19 protein-coding genes are annotated in these 19,933 nt (G+C 65.6%); 4 read left to right on the top strand and 15 right to left on the bottom strand.

The window, feature by feature from the left end; all coding sequences use genetic code 11:
• The first annotated feature begins 1 nt into the window (after position 1).
• From LRX75_RS02355 to lhgO, 3 genes are read left to right on the top strand one after another with little or no spacing between them, the layout of a single operon-like run.
• Entirely contained in the window at positions 2-1,036 is a 1,035-nt protein-coding gene (locus LRX75_RS02355) for a nucleoside hydrolase (protein WP_231811592.1), read from the top strand.
• 12 nt (positions 1,037-1,048) lie between these two features.
• A complete protein-coding gene (locus LRX75_RS02350) occupies positions 1,049-1,990 on the top strand; it encodes a nucleoside hydrolase (RefSeq protein WP_231811591.1) in 942 nt (313 codons plus the stop codon).
• A gap of 55 nt (positions 1,991-2,045) precedes the next feature.
• Positions 2,046-3,266, top strand: a complete 1,221-nt coding sequence (lhgO, locus tag LRX75_RS02345; protein WP_231811590.1) for an L-2-hydroxyglutarate oxidase — start codon at positions 2,046-2,048, stop codon at positions 3,264-3,266.
• A gap of 13 nt (positions 3,267-3,279) precedes the next feature.
• Here the strand turns inward: lhgO and LRX75_RS02340 are convergent, their stop codons facing one another.
• The 10 genes from LRX75_RS02340 to LRX75_RS02295 all read right to left on the bottom strand — a co-directional run bounded on the left by LRX75_RS02340 (position 3,280) and on the right by LRX75_RS02295 (position 13,906).
• Entirely contained in the window at positions 3,280-4,035 is a 756-nt protein-coding gene (locus LRX75_RS02340) for an SDR family NAD(P)-dependent oxidoreductase (RefSeq protein WP_231811589.1), read from the bottom strand.
• A gap of 18 nt (positions 4,036-4,053) precedes the next feature.
• Positions 4,054-4,827, bottom strand: a complete 774-nt coding sequence (locus tag LRX75_RS02335) for an SDR family NAD(P)-dependent oxidoreductase (RefSeq protein WP_231811588.1) — start codon at positions 4,825-4,827, stop codon at positions 4,054-4,056.
• On the bottom strand, positions 4,824-6,332 hold the full coding sequence (locus LRX75_RS02330; RefSeq protein ID WP_231811587.1) for an FGGY-family carbohydrate kinase: 1,509 nt from the start codon (positions 6,330-6,332) through the stop codon (positions 4,824-4,826). Before LRX75_RS02330 ends, LRX75_RS02335 begins: the two co-directional genes overlap by 4 nt.
• Before the next feature lie 48 nt (positions 6,333-6,380).
• On the bottom strand, positions 6,381-6,716 hold the full coding sequence (locus tag LRX75_RS02325; RefSeq protein ID WP_231811586.1) for a carboxymuconolactone decarboxylase family protein: 336 nt from the start codon (positions 6,714-6,716) through the stop codon (positions 6,381-6,383).
• Between the two features lie 9 nt (positions 6,717-6,725).
• A complete protein-coding gene (locus tag LRX75_RS02320; protein ID WP_231811585.1) occupies positions 6,726-8,321 on the bottom strand; it encodes an acetoin dehydrogenase dihydrolipoyllysine-residue acetyltransferase subunit in 1,596 nt (531 codons plus the stop codon).
• Positions 8,318-9,283: an alpha-ketoacid dehydrogenase subunit beta gene (locus LRX75_RS02315; RefSeq protein ID WP_231811584.1), complete on the bottom strand. Its 966-nt coding sequence runs from the start codon at positions 9,281-9,283 to the stop codon at positions 8,318-8,320. The genes LRX75_RS02320 and LRX75_RS02315 overlap by 4 nt, the downstream gene beginning before the upstream one ends.
• A gap of 8 nt (positions 9,284-9,291) precedes the next feature.
• The gene (locus tag LRX75_RS02310) at positions 9,292-10,359 is read right to left on the bottom strand and encodes a thiamine pyrophosphate-dependent dehydrogenase E1 component subunit alpha (RefSeq protein WP_231811583.1); all 1,068 of its coding nucleotides are present in this window, start codon (positions 10,357-10,359) and stop codon (positions 9,292-9,294) included.
• Between the two features lie 19 nt (positions 10,360-10,378).
• Positions 10,379-11,380 carry an ABC transporter permease gene (locus LRX75_RS02305; protein WP_231811582.1) on the bottom strand — a complete coding sequence of 334 codons (1,002 nt, stop codon included), beginning with the start codon at positions 11,378-11,380 and terminating at the stop codon, positions 10,379-10,381.
• Positions 11,377-12,891, bottom strand: coding sequence for a sugar ABC transporter ATP-binding protein (locus LRX75_RS02300; RefSeq protein ID WP_231811581.1), 1,515 nt, complete (start codon positions 12,889-12,891; stop codon positions 11,377-11,379). The genes LRX75_RS02305 and LRX75_RS02300 overlap by 4 nt, the downstream gene beginning before the upstream one ends.
• A 67-nt stretch (positions 12,892-12,958) precedes the next feature.
• Positions 12,959-13,906, bottom strand: coding sequence for a sugar ABC transporter substrate-binding protein (locus LRX75_RS02295; RefSeq protein WP_113151234.1), 948 nt, complete (start codon positions 13,904-13,906; stop codon positions 12,959-12,961).
• 139 nt (positions 13,907-14,045) lie between these two features.
• Between LRX75_RS02295 and LRX75_RS02290 the strand changes: the two genes are divergently transcribed.
• A complete protein-coding gene (locus tag LRX75_RS02290) occupies positions 14,046-15,020 on the top strand; it encodes a sugar-binding transcriptional regulator (RefSeq protein WP_231811580.1) in 975 nt (324 codons plus the stop codon).
• A gap of 57 nt (positions 15,021-15,077) precedes the next feature.
• Here the strand turns inward: LRX75_RS02290 and rutF are convergent, their stop codons facing one another.
• From rutF to LRX75_RS02265, 5 genes are read right to left on the bottom strand one after another with little or no spacing between them, the layout of a single operon-like run.
• Positions 15,078-15,617: an NADH-dependent FMN reductase RutF gene (gene rutF / locus LRX75_RS02285; RefSeq protein WP_420851129.1), complete on the bottom strand. Its 540-nt coding sequence runs from the start codon at positions 15,615-15,617 to the stop codon at positions 15,078-15,080.
• A gap of 15 nt (positions 15,618-15,632) precedes the next feature.
• A complete protein-coding gene (locus LRX75_RS02280) occupies positions 15,633-17,054 on the bottom strand; it encodes an amidase (RefSeq protein WP_231811579.1) in 1,422 nt (473 codons plus the stop codon).
• Positions 17,038-17,244 carry a hypothetical protein gene (locus LRX75_RS02275; RefSeq protein WP_231811578.1) on the bottom strand — a complete coding sequence of 69 codons (207 nt, stop codon included), beginning with the start codon at positions 17,242-17,244 and terminating at the stop codon, positions 17,038-17,040. Before LRX75_RS02275 ends, LRX75_RS02280 begins: the two co-directional genes overlap by 17 nt.
• Before the next feature lie 10 nt (positions 17,245-17,254).
• Entirely contained in the window at positions 17,255-18,283 is a 1,029-nt protein-coding gene (locus tag LRX75_RS02270; protein WP_231811577.1) for an ABC transporter permease, read from the bottom strand.
• Positions 18,280-19,899 carry a sugar ABC transporter ATP-binding protein gene (locus tag LRX75_RS02265; RefSeq protein WP_231811576.1) on the bottom strand — a complete coding sequence of 540 codons (1,620 nt, stop codon included), beginning with the start codon at positions 19,897-19,899 and terminating at the stop codon, positions 18,280-18,282. The genes LRX75_RS02270 and LRX75_RS02265 overlap by 4 nt, the downstream gene beginning before the upstream one ends.
• Positions 19,900-19,933: the final 34 nt, after the last annotated feature.

Below are 19,933 nucleotides of genomic sequence, written 5' to 3'. Positions count from 1 at the left end.
CATGCAGCGCATCATCCTCGACGTGGACTCCGCCGGCGACGACATTCTCGCCGTGCTGTTTGCCGCCGCCCATCCGGATATCAAACTGGAGGGCGTCACCACCGTGACCGGCGCCGCCGGTCCGATCAAACAGGTCACCGACGTCGTGCTGAACACGCTGTCACTGGCCGGTCGCAACGATATCCCGGTCCATGCCGGTGCCTGGCGGCCGATCGTCGGGCATGCCAAGGCCGCGATGGAGGCGCCCGTTCATTTTGAAAAGCGGCTGACGGCACGCTTCGGCGATCGGCTGAAGACGTTCAACCCGCCCGCACCGGAGCCGAGCCGTCAGGCCAATCCGGGGCATGCCGTTGATTTCATCATCGACACGGTCAGGGCCAATCCCGGCGAGATCACGCTGGTGACGACGGGGCCGACGACCAACGCGGCGCTTGCCATCCTGCAGGAGCCGGCTCTGCCGTCGCTTCTGAAGAACATGCTGGTGCTCGGCGGCAACTTTACGACGCCCGGCAACATGACGCCGTTGTCGGAGTACAATATCTGGGCCGATCCGGAGGCCTCGCGCATCGTCCTGAACGCCGATGTCGACAAGATCCTCGTGCCGCTGGACATCTGCGAGGACAATCGCGTGGCCGACAGCATGCTGACGCGCGACGACATCGCGGACATGGTCTCGCTCGGGGCGAACAATGCCGTCGTCGACATGATCGGCGAGGTTTTCCCGATCTATATCGATATCTGGCGCGAATTCTTCGGCCTCGTGGGTTTCCCCATGGACGACGTGATCACCGTCGCGCTCGCCTTCGCGCCGGACCTCGTCACGACGACCGCGCCGCTCTTTGCCGATGTCGTCATCGAGAAGGGCGTCGCGCGGGGGCAGGTGGTGGCCTATCGCGGCCACCAGATCCTGCCCGGCGGTGACGGCCCCAAGACGACCCGTATCGCCACCGGTCTCGATGGCCGCCGCTTCCTCTCGATCTTCAAGGCCACCATGGCGCGCCACGCACGCGCCGGCGGCCTTCGCACCGCAGCCTGAAGGACCGTTCCGATGCCGACACCCATTCTCTACGACTGCGATCCCGGTCACGATGACGCGATCGCCCTCGTCATGGCGCATCGCTCGCCGGATATCGAACTTCTGGGCGTGACCACCACCTGTGGCAATGCCGAGCTCGACAAGACCACGTCGAACGCCATTCGCATCCTCGACTTTATCGGCGCGGGCGACGTGCCCGTCGCGGCCGGCTGCATTCGTCCGCTCGCCCGTCCGCTGGTGCTGGGAACGGCGGATGGCCCGAGCGGCCTCGAGGGCTCACCCTACCTGCCCATGCCGCAACGCGAACCCTTGGCGCAGCATGCCGTCGATTTCCTCGCCGCACGGCTTGCGGCGGCGCCCGAACCCATCATCGTCGTGGCGACCGGGCCGCTCAGCAATATCGGCCTCCTCGTGCTCAAGCACCCGCAGGTGCTGGGCAAGATCAAGGAGCTGATCTGGATGGGTGGCGTGTTCTATCGCAAGAGCGAGATCATCACGCCCACCGAATTCAACGCCTTCTGCGACCCCGAAGCCGTCCGGCTCGTGCTCGACAGCGGCGTGCCCATCACCATGGTCGGCCTGGACGTGACCATGCAGGTGCTGGTCGAGGCGGAGCAATATGCGGAGCTTGCGACCATCGATACCGAGCTCGGCAGGCTCGTCATGGACTGGCTGCGTTTTTACGAGAAGCTGCATCGCAACTCCATGGGCGTCGGCGGCGCGATGCACGATCCGCTGGCGCTGGCGCTGGTGATCGATCCGACACTGGTGCGCACCCGGCCAGCGCACATCGCCGTCGATCTCGACGGAACCTTCGCCTTCGGCGCCACGGTCGCCGATTTCTGGAAGGAGCGCGGCGAGCCCGACAATGCGCGCATCGCCTACGAGGTGGACAGCGACCGCTTCTTCAAGCTTATGTTCGACCTTTTGCGCGATGCACCCCTGGATCCGTGATCCCTGTCGGTGCATCCTTTCAAGGGCGCGATAGGGCGGAGCGGGGGCGGCAACAGTGGCTTATGATCTTGCCATCATCGGCGGCGGCATCGTCGGGCTGTCCGCCGCCCTGGAAATCTCGACCCGCTGGCCCGGGCTCTCCATCGTCGTGCTGGAGAAGGAGGCCGAGGTCGCCACGCACCAGACGGGACGCAACAGCGGCGTCATCCATGCCGGGGTCTATTATCAGCCGGGAAGCCTGAAGGCGCGTTTCTGCAAGGAAGGCGTCGCAGCGACGATCGGTTTCTGCCGCGAGCACGGCATTCCGTTCGAGCAATGCGGGAAAATGCTCGTGGCGACCGCCGCCGACGAGATGCCGCGTCTTGCCGCGCTGGAAGACCGGTGCCGACAGAACGGCCTGCCGGTGGAGCGGCTGGATGCCGCGGAACTCGTCCGTCGCGAACCGCATATCCGCGGCGTCGGCGCGCTGTTTGTGCCGACCAGCGGCATCGTCGACTACGGGCTGATCGCCCGGACGATGGCGGCCATCCTGGCCGAGAGAGGTGTCGAGATTCGCACCCGCGCCACCGTAGAGACCCTGCGCGAGGAAGCGGACGGCGTTCGCATCCAGCTGCCGCAGGCGGAGATCCGCGCCCGGCACGTCATCGCCTGCGCCGGCATCATGGCCGACAGACTGGCGCGGCTCTGCGGTCTCGCGCTCGACTTCCGCATCGTGCCCTTCCGCGGCGAGTATTTTAGGTTGGGGTCCGACAAGGACCGCATCGTCAATCACCTGATCTACCCGATCCCGGACCCCGCGCTGCCGTTTCTGGGCGTCCATCTCACGAGGATGATCGGCGGCTACGTGACGGTAGGCCCGAATGCGGTTCTCGCCTTCGCGCGGGAGGGTTATCGGTTTTCCGATGTCGATCTCGGCGACCTCAAGGACATGATCGCCTATCCCGGCTTTCGCCGCCTGGTGCGCAACCACGTCCGGTCCGGACTGTCGGAAATGGCGAATTCCCTTAGCAAGCGCCGCTATCTCGCGCTTTGCCGCAGATATTGCCCCGAGCTGCAGCTCGCCGACCTAAAGCCCTACCGGCCGGGGATTCGCGCCCAGGCGGTGCTTGCCGATGGCACGCTCGTGCACGATTTCCTGATCCGCGAAACCCATCGGACCATTCACGTCTGCAACGCACCGTCTCCGGCCGCAACATCGGCGATGCCGATCGCGCGCGATCTTGCGGATCGCGCTGCGGCCCTGTTCGGGTGGCCGGCGCCCGGAAGGAGCGCCTAGGAGCGGATCGGCGTCAGCTCAACACGATCCCGCCATCGACATTGAGGGTCTGTCCGGTGATGAAGGCTGCATCGTCGGAGGCGAAGAACGCGACCGCGCCCACAACGTCTTCGGGCTCGCCGATCCGGCGCAGGGCGGTTTTTTCCTGCCAGCCTTTCCGCACGGCGGGATCATCGAGATTGACGCGGCCCATGTCGGTCATGATGATGCCGGGGCAGACGCAATTGGCCGTGATGCCATCGACGCCGACTTCCTGCGCCAGAACCCGGGTGAAGCCCATGACCGCGGCTTTCGATGCGGAATAATGCGCCTGCTCGGGTGCGCCGTGCTTGCCGCCGATAGACGCGATATTGACGATGCGGCCGTATTTGCGGGCCTTCATCATCGGCAAGACCGACTGGATGACGAGGAACGTGCCCTTGGCGTTCACGTCCATGACGCTGTCCCAGTACTCTTCCTTCAGCCCCTCGACATCGCCGGAAATCAGAATGCCGGCATTGTTGACCACCGCATCGAGATGACCGAAGGCTGCCTCGATCTCGCCGGCCATGCGGCCGACATCCGTCTTGCTGCTGACATCGGCGAACACGATCAGCGCGCGGCGGCCAAGCGCTTCGATCTCGCGTGCGACCTCCGACAGCACGTCCTTCTGCCGCGCAATATCGTTGATCGCGACATCATAGCCGCGCCTGGCCAGGCCGACGGCGATCGCCTTGCCGATGCCGCGGCTGGCGCCGGTTACCAGCGCCATTCTCGTCTGTTCACCCATCTTTCAACCTCCTCAAGATTACAGTGCCGTATAGCCGCCATCGACCGTCAGCACCGTGCCGGTGATATAGCTCGATGCGTCGGCGGCGAGAAAAAGAACCGCATTGGCGATCTCCCGTGGTTCGCCAAGCCGACCCATCGGCGTCATGCGCATCCACGTGCCGAACCAGTCCGCGTTGCTGCGGCCCCGCAGCGTCAGTTCGGTGCCGACATAGCCGGGTGCGACCGCATTGACGCGCACGCCCTGTTTCGCCCACTCCACGGCCAGCGACTTGGTCAGAAGGTTCACCCCGGCCTTTGCCGCATTGTAGGACACCTGCGGCTGCGGATAGACCGCGACCTCGCCGCAGATGGACGAAATGTTGACGATCGCGCCGCCGCCATCTGCGATCATGCGCCGGCCGAACGCCTGCGAACAATGGAAGACGCCGCCCAGATCGATGTCGATGACGGACTGCCAGTCGTCGGGACTCATCTCGATGGCGGGTGCATTGCGCACGATGCCCGCATTGTTGACGAGAACGTCGATCCGGCCATGCGTGGCGGCAAGATGCTCGACCGCCGCGGCGATCTGGTCGCGATCGGTGACATCGAGCGGGAGGGCGCTTGCCGTGCCGCCCGATCGTACGATGGCCGCGCTGGTCAGAGCCGCTTCCGCATCGTCGCGGTCGGCGATCACCACATGCGCACCGGCCGCCGCCAGACGTTCGGCCACCGCCCGGCCGATGCCGCGGGCCGCACCCGTGACCACCGCCACCTTGCTGTCCAGCCTGAAATCGGCGTCGCCCGTCATGCCGTGGTTCCTCTCATCTCGCGAATGGATTTCAAGGCGGGATAGAGCGCCCGGTATTGCTGGTAGATCTCGTTGTAACGGGCGGCCTCGCGCGGGCGGGGCTCGATGCGCTTTCCGGGCCTGACCATGGCGGCGATGCCGTCGTCGATGGTGGCGAAATGACCGGCGCCATGGGCGGCGAGCACGGCCGACCCGACGGAGGGTGCGTCGCGGGATGCAGGCACGCAGACCGGCAGGTTCGCCGTGTCGGCATGGATCTGCAACCAGAGATCCGAGGCTCCCGCCCCGCCGCCGACGGTGATTTCCCGGCCGCTATAGCCGGCCGCCGCCATGGCGTCGAGAATGGCGCGGGTGCCGAACCCGATGCCTTCCATGATGGCCCGGAAGATATGATGCGGCTCGTGCGCCAGCGTCAGGCCGACGATGGCGCCGCGCGACAGCGGATCGGTGTAGGGGGTGCGATTCCCCTGGAAATGATCCTGCACGATGAGCCCGTCGCAGCCGGGCTCCAGCGCGACGGCCTTGCGGTTCAGTTCGTCGAGATTCATCGTGCCGTTCATCAGGCGGCCGAGCCAGGCGATGATCGAGCCCGTGGAGGTCTGCCCGCCTTCGACGATATAGCGCTTGGGGTAGACGCAATCGGGATAGCTGCCCCAGATGCCCGGCGCGTTGAGCGGCGTCTCCGAGACGCCGAATTGCAGATGCGAGGAGCCGGTGATCAGCGCCAGCTGCCCCGGCCGCGCCACGCCGAGACCGATCATGCCGATCAGCGCATCCGCGCCGCCCTGCACCAGCTTGACCGTGGCGGGAAGTCCCAGCGCATCGGCGGCTTTGGCGCTCAGCGTTCCCACGACCTCGCCGGGAGCGACCACGCGCTGCGGCCATTTCTGCATCAGTTCGGGAATGCCCAGCGTCTCGACCAGCGATGTCGCCCATCCGCCTCGATCCGTCTGGTAGTGCCAGCGCAGCGCCACGTTGTTGAGGCTGGCGGCCCGCTCACCCGTCAGCCGCAGCGTCATGAAATCCTGATACTCGCAGATCGTGTGCGCCGCTTTGAAGATCTCCGGCTCGTTGCGGGCGATCCACAAGGCCTTCGGGATCATCCATTCGGCCGAGACGGGCCCCTGGCCGCCGCCATTGGTGATCAGCGCGCCATCGCCGGTCGCCAGCACCGCATCGGCTTCCGCATGGGCGCGGACATCCATCCAGATGATGGCGGGACGCAACGCCCGGCCGTCACGGTCCAGCGCCACCACCGTGCAACTGGTCGTCGCCAGGCAGATGGATTCGATCGCGGCCGGATCGACCCGGCTTTCGGCGATGGCCTGCCGGGATGCGGCCACGAAGGCACGCCACCAGTCCTCCGGGTTCTGCTCGGCGCGCGCGCCGCTCGAAAACGTCGTCTCGTAGGGAACGGCAACACTGCCGAGGCAGGTGCCGGACAGATCGTAGATGCGGGCGCGCAGGCTTTCCGTGCCGCCGTCTGCCGTCAGAAAATAGGCCATCGATGTTCTCCTCCCTGCCGATCCCTCCAGAGCGGCAGACCTTTTCCGTTACTGCAGCGCCCTGAGGATTTCCAGCGCCTTCGCGCCATACATCACCGCAGGGCCGCCCCCCATTTCCACAGCGACCTCAAGCGCTTCCACCAGCTCCGCCTCGGTGGCCCCATGTCGTATCGCGGCATCGACGTGATAGACGATGCAGTCCTCGCATCCCTTGGATACGGCGATGGCGACCGCGATCAGCTCGCGCTGCGCTGGCGAGAACGCGCCGGCCGTCGTCGCCACCTTGCTGATGCGGGCAAAGCCGGCGAACAGATCGGGGCTGGCTTTGGCGAAGGTGCCGATCCGCCGCTGGGCGTCCTTCAGAGTGTCCTTTGCAGTGCTCATCGACTGACCTCATGCTTTCTTGGAAAGAAGGATATCGAGCACATCCTTCGGCTGGTCCCATTGCGGCATATGGCCGGAGCGGGACAGGAAATGGACGGCGACACGCGGCGAGACGGATGTCACATGCCGCCAGGGAATGATGCGATCGTCCAAGCCGACGATTACGCGTGTCTCGACGCTGGCCGCAACCGTCTCGAGCTTGCCAAGACTGTCCACCTTCTGACCGGATGGACCGGCGATCGCGCTGGCAAGCGCTGCCAGACGCCCCCGGCCGAGATCTGCCGCCAAGGCGGCAAGCGCGCCGTCCGAGAGCTGGACGGGGCTGACCGACAGCCGCCGCAGGAGATGCGACACTTCGCCCGCCACTGTCGCCCGCGCCATGCCATGGACGAAATCGCCGTCGATCTCGGGTCCGAGACCCGCAGGAGCCAGAAGCGTCAGCGACCCCAGGCGATCCGTTGCCGTCACCGCGAAATTCACGGCGGCCACGCAGCCGAGCGAATGCGCGACGATATCGACCGGCCCGGACGGGGCGACGCGCTGCAGAAATGCGGCGAGATCGGCGGACAGATCGGCCGCGCTGGACGCCGCGATCTCCGTCAGTCCGTGGCCGGGGAGATCGGGGACGAGCACGCGATGTCCGGCCCGCTTCAGCCCGGAGGCGATGGCCGCCCAAGTGGTGCGGTCGCCCGCAAATCCATGCAACAGAAGCAGCGTGCGGCCCGCGGATGCGCCGGTGTCGAGATAGGCCATGCGGCCACTGGGCAGGTCTGCGAACAGCACACCGTCCGGGGTGGTGCCACCTGGCCGCGGTGTGTCGGACAGGGCGGCAAGCACATCGGCTTTTTCCACACGCGCCCGACGCCCGGTGCCTGAAACGGTCTGAAGATCCACACTGTGCTGGCGTGCCAGACGACGCGCCACGGGGGTGGCGCGAACCGGTCCGTCCGTAGAGATGCGCGCCCGGACGTCCGTGCGAGCCGGGGGAGCAGACGGCGCCGCCGCGGGTGCTGGCGTTTCGGCCGCCTTCGTGACCGACGCGTCCGATCCCGCAATGGCAATGCGGGCAATGGGCTCGCCCACCGTAACCGTCTCGCCATCGCCCCGCAGGATGGAGACCAGCGTTCCGTCCATCAGCGCGGGAAACTCGGCAATGGTCTTGTCCGTCTCGATCTCGATGATCGCTTCGCCGCGCACGAAGCTGTCTCCCGGCGCTTTCAGCCATTTCGCGACGCGCCCCTCTTCCATGGTCTCGCCAAGACGCGGCATGTCGAGATCGGTTTCCACCAGACCTGAAGCGGATGCTGGAGCCGCGGGGTCTTCGGCGGGCGCCTCGCCCTCCTCGGCGGTCCAGTCCGGGCCGATGCCGATATCGATGCGGGCGAGGGGCTGGCCGACCTCCACCGTCTCGCCGACGACGGCGATGATGTCGTGCAGCGTGCCGTCGCCGAGCGCCGGAAATTCGGCGATGGTCTTGTCGGTCTCGATTTCGATGATCGGATCGCCACGCTTGAAGGCGTCGCCGGGCTGGATCAGCCAGCCGACGACCTTACCCTCGTCCATGGTCTCGCCGAGGCGCGGCATCTTCAGAATGCGTTCTGTCATCGCACCATTCTCTCGGCAGTGTCGGCGATCAGCGCGGCGGTGGGAACGCTGTTGGTCTCCAGATCCTGCGATACGGAGATCGGGATGTCCTCGCCCGCCACGCGCACGACCGGCTGTTCGAGGAAGTCGAAGCATTCTTCCGTGATACGGGCGGACAGCTCGGCGGCGACGCCGGATGTCATGACCGCCTCCGTCACCACCATCGCCTTGCCGACGCGTTCCACATGCGTGCGTACCGTATCGAAATCGAGCGGATTGAGCGTGCGAAGATCGATCACGGTCGCTTCGATGCCCTTCTTCGAAAGGGCTTCGGCAGCCTCCATCGCGTAATGCACCTGACGCGAATAGGTGATGATGACGAGGTCCTTGCCATCGCGGCGAACGGCCGCCTTGCCCCACGGCAGAGGTTCGGCGTCGAGATCCACCTCTTCCTTGCGGGTGTAGAGCGCCTTGTGCTCGATGAACACGACCGGATCGGGCTTGGTCAGGCTCTGGAGCAGCAGGTGATAGGCGTCCGCCACGGTTGCCGGCATGGCCAGACGCAGGCCCGGCGTGTGCATCACCCAGGCTTCGAGGCTCTGCGAATGTTGCGCGCCCGCGGAGCGGCCCGTGCCGCCCTGCGTGCGCAGCACCATCGGCACGCCGATCTGGCCGCCGAACATGTAGCGGATCTTTGCCGCCTGATTGGCGAGCTGGTCCATGGTCATGCCGAGAAAGTCGATATACATCAGCTCGGCCACGGGCCGCAGGCCCGTCATGGCCGCGCCGACGGCCGTGCCGATGATGGCCGGCTCCGAGATCGGCGTGTCGATCAGCCGGTCCGCGCCATGCGTTTTGATCAGATCCTTGGTCACGCCGTAAGCCCCGCCATAGCGGCCGACTTCCTCGCCGATGACGACGATGGATGCGTCCTGCGTCATGGCGTCGTCCAGCGCCTTGCGCAGCGCATCTCTGTAGGTCATGGCGGTCATCATGCTTCATCCCTGGCAAGTACGCGGTCGATGCGGGTTCTGACGGGTTCGGGCTCCGGCTCGCCGGCCGCATAGACGTCGCGGAACATGGAGCTGAGCGGCGGCGCGGTGGACTCGACGGAGAAATCGATGGTGGCGTCCATTTCGGCGGCGATGGTCTTGTCGAGATCGTCGAGCGCGGCTTCCTTCTCCAGACCGGTCTCGATCAGGCGCTCGCGGGCAAAGCGCACCGGGTCCTTCTTGCGGCCTTCCAGCTCTTCGTCCTCCAGCCGGTAGGGGCTCTTGTCCATGCGGGCATGGCCGAAGAAGCGGTACACATCGATGGAGAGAAAGCCGGGCTTGCCCGCGCGCGCGTCGTCCACCAGCCAGCGGGCGGCCGACTGCACGGCCTCGACGTCGAGACCGTCCACGACCGCGCCGTTCAGCCCGAAGGCCCTCGCACGCTCGTCGAATGCCGTGTTGCGGGTGGCCTGATCGACGCGGGTGCCCATGCCGTACTGATTGTTGATACAGACGAACAGCACCGGCAGATCCCAGAGCGCAGCCATGTTCATGCTCTCGTAGAGAATGCCCTGCTGCATCGCGCCGTCACCGAAGAAGGCGATGGAGACGGATCCCTTCTTGAAATATTTGGACGACAGGCCGGCTCCGACCACGGCCGGAATGCCCCCGCCGACGATGGCGTTCGCACCCAGATGCCCGAGCGCCATATCGGCGATGTGCATCGATCCGCCCTTGCCCTTGCAATAGCCGGTTTCCTTGCCGCCGATTTCCGCCATCATCTGTTTCGGATCGGCGCCGCGCGCCAGAAAGATGCCGTGGCCGCGGTGATGGGTGGTGAAGGTGTCCTGGGGCTGCATGGCGTCGCAGACGCCGGCGGCGGTGGATTCCTCGCCGATCGACAGATGCAGCATGGAGCCGGCCGACTGGCCGCGAATGAAGAGTTCGCCGACGCGCTCCTCGAAGGTGCGGATGCGCCGCATGGTGCGGTAGAGATCCAGCAGATTGGAGTTTGCGGGCGCGGGCGCGGCACTGCCGCCGCCTTGCCGTTCGGTTTCGATGGTCATGGATATGCCGTCCTCGATCTCAGAGAAGCTTGAGCTTGGTGGTGCGGGAAACGATGGCCACCGCAATCAGGATGATGAGGCCCTTCACGATGCTCTGGATGTAGGTGTCCATGCCGATGAGGTTGAGCCCGTTGTTGATGACGCCGATGAACAGCGCTCCGAAGAAGGTGCCGGTGATCGTCGCCGTGCCCGGCCGAAACATGGTCATGCCGATGAACACGGTGGCGAGACCGTCGAGCAGGTACCGTTCGCCCGCATTGGGCTGGCCGGAGCCGAGACGGGCGGCCAGCAGCGCGCCGGCAATGCCCGCAAACACGCTGCAGACGATCATCGCCGCGGCGCGGTAGAAGCGGCCGTTGACGCCCGAAAGTTCGGCAGCCTTGAGATTGCCGCCCACCGCATAGATGTAGCGGCCGAAAATGGTGCGCTCCATCAGGAACCAGGCCAGCACCACGAAGGCCACCATGAAATAGGCAAGCACGGGAATGCCGAGCAACTGTCCCTGGCCGAGGAAGAGATAGGTATCGGGCAAGCCGCCATAGATGGCGCGACCGCCGGTCATCAGAAAGTTGATGCCGTAAAGGATCGAGCCGGTGGCAAGCGTCGCAATCAGCGACGGCACGCCGACCAGTGTCACCAGCGCCGAATTGACCGCGCCGACCGCAAGGCCCGCGCCGATACCGGCCAGAAGCGCCAAAGGCAGCGACACGCCGGCGATCAGCAGCAGCGGCACCAGAATACCGGCGAGACCGACCATGTAGCCGACGGACAGGTCCATCTCGCGGGCGGCGAAGCCGAAGGTGAGGCCAGCGCCGACGATGGTCAGCATCGAGATCTGCTGGATGATGTTGAGCAGATTGGAGGTGGTGAGAAACCGGTCCACCGTCAGCGCGAAGCCGACAAAGAGCAGAATGAGCGCAAACAGCGTGCTGTATTTCAGCATCCAGTCGCGGCGCACGGTGCCGGAAGCGGCAGCACCCGGACGCACGGCCTTGGGCGAGACGGGGGATTCGGCGATCATGGGGAAACTCCTGCCATGGCGGAAATGAAACGGGCTTCGGAAAAATCCGGGCGAGCGAGGCCGGGGGACGCCTCGCCATTGACGAAGGGGACGACACGGTCGGCAATATCGGCGATTTCCAGCAGGTCCGACGAGGCGACGACGATGGCCGCCCCCTGGCTCGCAAGCCGGCGCAGATGGGCGTGGATCTCGCGTTTGGCACCGATATCGACGCCTTCGGTCGGTTCGACGAAGATCATCAGGCGATAGCGGTCACCGGCGCCGTAGAGCCATTTGCCGATGGACACCTTCTGCTTGTTGCCGCCGCTCAGATCCTTGATCATCTGGCTGTGCGAATGCGCCTTCACGTTGAGAAGCTTCATGATGGCATTGGCCTCGCGGCCTTCGCGCGCCGGCGAAATCACGCCCGTGGAGCCGAAGGCACCGTGGTCGGGATGCACCATGGCGAGGTTTTCGCGCACGTCCCAGTCGCCGATCAGTGCGTTCTCCATGCGCTGGTCGGGAATGAAGGCGACGCCCTTGCGCTGCAGGGTGCGCGCATTCACCGTCTTCAGATCCTCGCCGCACAGCCGGTAGGTCTCGGCTACGGCGCCCGTTCCGGTATAAAGGGCGCGGGCGAAACCGAAATGTCCAGCGCCGGTGAGCCCGATAAGCCCGACGATTTCGCCGGCGCGGACCGAGAAGTCCTTCACCCGCACATTGCCGGCCCTCCAGTCGCGGATGTCGAGCACCGTCTCGTCCGACATCCGCGGCTTTTCGGGAGCGGCGGCCGTCGACGCTGTCTTGCTGGAGCGCTGCAGCATCATGTCGATCAGTTGCGCCTCGCTGGTGTCGTCCGCCGCAAGGGTGGCGATGTGCCGCCCGTCGCGCAGCACAGTGACGCGGTCGCTGAGCGCCTTGATTTCCGAGAGAAAGTGGCTGATCAGAACGATGCCGACGCCTTTCGAGGGCAGCGTCCGGATGATGCCCCAGAGGCTCTCCTTTTCGCGGGCGGGAAGGGTCGCGGTCGGTTCGTCCAGAATGAGCAGGCGGATATCGCCCCGCAGCGCCCGGACGATCTCGATCACCTTCTGGTCGGCCATGGGCAGGCTCTCGACGGAAGCGTCGAGGTCGATTTCCAGCTGCGGAAACCAGCGGGTCACAAGATCCCGGGCGCGCTGGCGCAATTTCGCCTTGCGGATGATGCCGAAACCCAGTTTCGGCTCGTCGCCCAGCAGAATGTTCTGCGCGCCGCTCAGGCCCGGCACGAGGCTACCCTCCTGCGAGACATGGGCGATGCCCTTGCGCAGAGCGTCGCCCGGGTTGTGCAGCGTGACAGGCTGGCTGTCGATGGATATGGCGCCGCCCGTCGGCTGCTTGCTGCCGCCCAATATGCTGACGAGCGTCGTCTTGCCCGCACCGTTTTCGCCGATCAGCCCATGGACCTCCGTAAACCGGAAATCGACGGAGACATTGTCGAGCGCGCGCGTGCCGGGATATTGCATGACAATTCCGGATAGACTGACGGACATGGGCCCTTCTCCTTGGCGTCTTCGGGTGACGGCCGGTCCCGGCCTCATGCCGGGACCGGCCGTGCGGTCACTTCGGGAGGAAGTCCTTGCAGTTCTGCTTGGTCACGAGCGGCGCATCGAGATAGACGGTCTTCGACGGAATGACCTTTGCCGGGTCTTCCTTCTTCTCGACGATGGCCTCGATCCAGTCGCCGACCTGCGCGCCCATCTTCTCGAAGGGCTGGCTGACGGTGGCGATCATCAGACTGTCCGGCTTGCACACTTCGGCGACAGCCTGCGGATGTCCGTCGATGCCGATGACCTTGACGTTTTTCAGGCCGGCCGCCGTCAATGCGTTGATGGCCGCCTGTGCCGGCTCGTCCCAGGGCGCCCAGACGGCATTGATCTGATCGCCGAAGCGGGCGGCATAGTCCTGCATCGTCGATGTCGTGTCTTCGAAGAAGGCGGTGTAGTCGATGTTATGTTCGGCCAGAACCTTGATGTCGGGATATTCCTTGAGGATCGTCGCCATCACGTCGCCGCGCTTGCGGGTGCCGTGATGCTCGGCCATGCGCAGGAAGATGATGTTGCCCTTGCCGCCCAGTTCGTTGAGAAGATAAGGCGATACGCTGGAGGACATGGCCCAGTTGTTGGTGGTGATATCGACCATCACGCCGGTGATATAGCCGCTATCGACCGTGAAGACCGGGATCTTGGCGGCAATGGCGGCATCGAGCGCCGCGCGCGATGCGCGCAGGTCGGCCATGGTGATGACGATCGCATCGACGCCGCGCGAGGCCGCGTCCTGCAGGTTGGAGGCCGTGCGCTCGCCCGAGCCGCCGCTGTCGAGCAGGCTGATCTTCCAGTCCTTGCCCTTTTCCTTCAGCCAGCTGTCGAAACCGGCCTTCACGCGCTGCTCGGACTGGGCCGCCGCATTGGCATGCACCCAGGCGATATCCGTCGCGCCTGCGCTGACGGCGCCCAGCGAAAGTGTCATAACGGTGGCCGCAGCCATCCGCTTCAAGGATTTCATCATTGCGTTCTCCTCCGCATACGGGCCCTCCACTTCGACCCGCTTCTCCATCCGCAGTCAGTCAACAGCGAATGACCGAAATCTAAATTGACGGGAATACAAATGTCAAACAAAATTACATTTGTATTCGAGAGGAGCAGACATGGCCGATAGCGAGGAAGCCCTGATGGTGCGAGCCGCGTGGTTCTATTACATCGGCGGTCTCAATCAGGAGCAGACCGCCACACGCCTCGGAATCACCCGGGCCCGCGTGAACAAGATGCTGTCGGAGGCGCGCGACAGCGGACTGGTGAGTATCTCCATCGATCACCAAAGGGTCGGCATGTTGCCCGTTGAGGACAGCCTCCGGCTGCGCTTCGGCCTGGATTTCTGCATCTCCACGCCGGCCTTCGGCTTTGCGGACGCCAAGGACACCGAGATCGAGGTGCGCAAGCAGATCGCATTTCGCGCCGTCGGGGTCGCTGCCGCCAACCATCTGAAATCACTTCTATCGGAAAGCGAGCCGATCACCATCGGCACGGGCTGGGGGCGCACGATCGAGCAGATGACGCTGCAACTGGCCGGCGTTCGCGCGCCGCATGCGCGGTTCATTTCCATCATGGGATCGCTGACGGCCAACAACGCCTACAACCCGTTCGAGGTTGTGCATGCTCTGGCGCGCAGGACGGGCGGTGAAGGCTTCTTCCTGCCTGTGCCCTTCATTGCGGATTCGATCGACGACCGCAAAGTGCTCCTGTCCCAGCGCTCCGTCGTCAAGGGCATGGAGATCGCCCGGTCGGCGGCGGTGTGCTTCATCAGCGTCGGCGAGCTGACGGAAAGCTCGCTCCTCCGCCGTCAGGGCATGATCTCGCGTGCCGAGCTGGAGAGTTTGAGAAAGTGCGGCGCCGTCGGCGATACCAACGGCATCTTCTTCGACAGCGACGGTCGGCAGGTCGATCACGAGCTCAATATGCGGACGATCGCGCTCGGATTTGCGGAGCTGATGAACATTCCCGTCATCCTGCTGATCGCGGGTCAGGAAAAATCGATCGCGGCGAAAGGCCTGCTGAAGAGCGGTGTCGTCAACGGCCTGATCATCGACGGAGACGCCGCCGAGGCGCTCGCTGCCCTCGACTGACGAGAGCGAGCGGCCTTCCGGTAGCAAGGCCGCGACCTCGCGCGTCCGCGCAAACTGTTACCCGGCGTCTCGGACGATACGGTGGTATCCGCGCCGGTAGTAGATCAGCGGGATGTCGCTCTCCGTGTCGCGAAGGCCGAGCACCCTGCAGAACAGCACCTGGTGGGTGCCGATGTCGACGCTTTCGCTGACCGAGCAATCGAAGGAGACGATGGCGTCGGCGAGGATCGGAGCGCCTGTTTCGCCCTTCTGCCACGTGGCAGCGGCAAAGCGCTCATCGACGGGGGTCTTTCCGCCGAAAAGGGCGGACAGCGGTTCATGATGGCTGGCCAGCGTATTGACGCAGAGGGTGCGATTGGCGGTGAAAGTCGTAAAGACCGAGCTCGACCGGTTGAGGCAAACGAGAAGCGTCGGCGGCGTATCGGTCACGCTGCAGACGGCCGACGCCGCGAAACCGGCTTTGCCGGCCGGTCCATCCGTGGTGATGATGTTGACGGCGGCCCCGAGCCTCGACATCGCGTTGCGAAAGGCATCGCGATCGACGGGTGCGGGCTCGCTTAGGGGCTCATCGACAAAGGGCCTTGCAGACATGGACATTCCTTTCGCCGGATCTCAGGCAGCCTCGGACCGGGCGAACCCGGCCGTAAACGGTCCGAGGGCCAGTGCCTGCTCGATATGCAGGGCCAGCGCGGCGGCGCGCTGCTCCTGCCAGGGCGGCGCGACGATCTGCAGTCCGACGGGCAAGCCCTCGCGGCTGCGGGCGACGGGCAGCGTCACGACGGGCAGGCCGAGAAAGGAAAAGGCGCGCGTGAAGGCCGTGATGGCGCTGACGATGCTGTTCATGGCCGCACCCGCACCGACGTCCACATCGCTCGCCAGAGGCGGCAGGAACGGCATGGCCGGCACGATCAGGAGGTCGCATGCGGAAAAGACCGTGCGCAGCATTTCCTCCAGCATGATGACGCGGATCTGCAGCGCCCTGAGATAGATGGGGGCGGGAATCGCCAGCGCCTGGGAAAGCCGCATCCGCACCTGCGGACCGAAATCCTCCGGCCGGCTGCGCAGGGCGTCGAAATGGACGGCGCCGGCCTCGCTCATCGCGACGACATTGGCGAGCTCCGCAACGGCCGAGAAATCGGGCGGCTGGACGGGCTCGACGGAGCGGCAGGCGGGACGAAGAAGACGCGCCATATCCTCCATCGCGGTTGCGACCTCTCCGGAGAGAGCCTCCGAAAAGAGGCCGCCGCCGATGCCGACGCGCAGCGTGCCGATCTCGGGTGTCAGCGCCGCAGGTGGAGGGATATCGCAGCAGGTCGGGTCGAGACCATCGGCGCCGCTGATCAGCTGCAGCAGGAGATAGGCATCCTCGACCGAGCGGGCGAGCGGGCCGATGCAATCCTGCGAGAAGGACAGCGGCATGGCGCCATGACGACTGACGCGCCCCTGCGTCGGCTTGATGCCGACGACGCCGCAGCAGGCGGCGGGCAGGCGGATGGAACCGCCCGTATCGGAGCCGAGTGCGGCGAGAACCACGCCGCCACCGACGGCCGCGCCGGAGCCGCTGGACGAGCCGGCCGTGATACGGGCGGAATCGATGGGATTGATCGCGCGGCCATGATGCGCATTGTGGCCGGTCGGCCCCATGGCGAATTCCGACATGTTGAGACGGCCGATGTGCAGGGCGCCGGCGCGCTCCAGCCGCTGCATGACCGTGGAGGTTTCCCCTGCGACGTGATCGGCGCGGATTTTCGAGCCGCAGCCGGTGATCCTGCCTGCGCGATCGAACATGTCCTTGTGCGCCAGGGGAACGCCGTGCAGGACGCCGAGCGGCAGGCCGCGGGCACGCGCGGCGTCCGCGGCGGTCGCCGCTTCGAGGGCCGCATCCTGCTCGATGGCGATGAAGGCGTTCAGACGCGGCTGTGCCTGTTTCGCGCGGTCAAGGGCGTCCGTGGTCATTTCGAGGGAGGAGATCCGGCCGGTCGCGATCGCTTCGGCCGCTTCGCGGAGGTTTCCGGGATCAGCGCGGCTCATCATAGGCCTCCTTCAAGGTCCGTTCGAAATGCGCCGGCTCGACGGCAAAGAGCGCGCCGCCATGACCGGCCGGATGGGCGGCGACATGCGCAGCGCCACGCTCGACCTGTCCGGTCATCGCCGTCAGTTCGGCCTCGTTCGCGTCGCGATCGAGAAACTGGCGGGCAAGGGCTGCGAAGACACCGTAATCCATGGAAAGTTCCTCAGCTGAAATCTTGCGGCTGGCGATTGCGCACCAGCTGCGACAGGGCGACGGCGATGACGAGCGCGCCGCCGTAAAACAGGTTCTGCACATAGGCGTCGGCGCCCAGCATGGTGAGACCGGTGATCCCCGTCACCAGGAAATAGACCGCGATGACGGCGCCGAAGGCGTTGAAACGGCCGGGCGAGATGGTGGTCGCGCCCAGGAATGCGGCGGCAAACGCCGGCAGCAGCAGGCTGAGGCCCGAGAGCGGATCGGCCGAACCGGTCATGCCGGCATAGAGCACGCCGGCGAAGGCGGAGATCAGGCCGGATACGATGAAGGAGACCGCCCGCACGCGATCGACCGCGATGCCGTTCAGGCGCGACACCTCGCGGCCGCGGCCGACGAACAGGAGCTTGCGACCGGGAATGGTAAATTCCAGCACGTACCAGAGGATGCCGGCGAGGAGGAGCGCGTAGAAGAAGGCGAGGGGGATGCCGAGAAAGCGGTTGATGATCACCCAGCCGACGAGATCCATCGAGATGCCCGAGATCGTCTGCGACTGGCTGATCCAGAGGATCAGACCGTTGACGAAGGTGCCGATCCCCAGCGTGACGATGAGCGAATGGATGCGGAAATAGAGGACGAAGACGGCATTCACCGCCCCGATGACCGCGCCGCTGGCAAGGGCGATCAGGATGACCGGCGCGATGGGCCAGCCCTCCCGCACGTTGAGGACGGCAATCAGCATCGAGCTCATGGTGAGAACCGAGGCGCCGGAGAGATCGAAATCGCCGGAGGTGAGGGGAACCAGTAGCGCCAGGGTGAGGACGACGAGGACGGCCTGCGAGCCGAACATGGTGGAGAAATTGCGCCAGCTGAGAAAGGAGTCCGGCATCAGCATACCGAAGATGGCGATGAGCAGCATCCAGGCGCCGAGAAGTGCGAAACGCTCGGTCTCGGCCTTCCAGTCGAGCGCGCGGCGCTGCGGACGGGCCGGGACGGCCTTGGCAGGCGGCTCGGACGTTGAGAGGTCGATGGTCGTCATTGCGCGGCCTCCGCTGCGGTTGTCTCGCCGTGGAAGCAGGCTTCGGCGATGGATTTCCGGGTGATGTCTGTGCCGACGAGCTCTGCGACCGGTCGCCCGCGGGCAAAGACGATGATGCGATCGCAGATCTGCTCGAGCTGTTCGGTGTCGGTGGAGGCGCAGAGAACGGCCGTGCCCTGTTCGCTCGCGCGGTGCAGCGCCTCGAAGATCTGCTGGCGCGCGCCGAAATCCACGCCCTGCGTGGGCTCGTCCAGCATCAGCAGCGTCGGCTTCGTCTGCAGCCATTTGGCGAGCAGAACCTTCTGCTGGTTGCCACCGGAAAGCGCGCCCAGATTGAGATCGGGCCTTGCCGGGCGCACGTCGTAATCCGTCGAAAGCGCGGCGGCCTGCCGGCGCATGCCGCGCCGGTCGAGCCCGAGGCCGAGCGCCGAGAGGTGATCGGCGAGCACCGGCAGGGTGATGTTGTCGGTGACGGGCAGCGATCCGATGCCGGCAGCCCCCAGCCGGTCGCCGGGCAGAAAGGCGATGCCGAGGGACTGGGCGCGTTGCGGCGTCATGCGCGCGAGATCGACCTCGGTCCCGCCGATCCGGATGCGACCGGCACCGCGACGGGCACCGTAGAGCATGTAGGGAACGGCGGCGAAGCCCGAGCCGATCAGGCCGGTCACGCCCAGGATCTCGCCCGGGCGAATGTCCACATCGAAGCCCGGGCGACGGCCGTCCGTCAGGTCGCGCACGGCGACGGCCGGTGCAGAAAGGCTCGTTTTGCGGCTCTTTTCGAAGGCGTCGATCCGCAGGCCGACGATCGTGTCGAGAATGGCCTGCCGGCCGGTCGTCCGCGTGTCGAGAATGGAAACCAGCTTGCCGTCGCGCAGGATGGCGACGCGGTCGGTGATATCCCGGACCTCGTCGATATCATGGGTGACGATGACGACGGAGGCCCCTGTGCGCACGATGGAGCGGATGAGGGAAAAGAGGCGTTCGACATCCTGTGCCGGCAGGAAAGGCGTGGGTTCGTCGAGCACGAGAATGCCTTCGCCGCCATAGCCGGCATCGGAAGCGCGCAGGTCGTCGAAGGCGCGCACGATCGCGACGAAGGCCCGCTCCACCGGCGGCAGGCTGGCGACCGTCGCGAGCGGATCGATGGCGAGGCCGAACTCGGAAAATAGTGCGCCGACGCGGGCGGCCTCCGCCTTCCAGGATACGCGCCACGGCGTCTTCTGGCCCAGTGCCGTCACCCGCATGTTCTCCACCACGGTCAGCGACGGCACAAGGCTGAGATGCTGGTGAACAAAGGCGACGCCCCGCTTCTTGATGGCCATCGGATCGAGCGGCAGCGGCATCGTCTCGCCCCACAGCACGATCTCGCTGCCGGCCTCCGGCTGGTGGAAACCGGCCAGCACCTTGATCAGCGTCGACTTGCCGGAGCCGTTCTGACCGAGCAGGCCGAAGACTTCGCCGCGGCGGATCGACAGCGTGACGCCATCCAGCGCATAGTGGCTGCCGAACCGCATGCGGATATCCGACATACGCAGGACATCCTTTCCCGTCCTTGCGTCAGGTGCGGGCAGGTCGGAAGAGGTCACGTCGGGCGGGATCACGTCGGTTACGGGCATGGCGACGTCCTGGCTTTCACGGTCCGGGCGAACG

It is taken from the genome of Rhizobium quercicola (genome assembly GCF_021168455.1).
Lineage (GTDB): Bacteria > Pseudomonadota > Alphaproteobacteria > Rhizobiales > Rhizobiaceae > Ferranicluibacter > Ferranicluibacter quercicola.
This window is presented reverse-complemented; position numbering and strand designations above follow the sequence as displayed.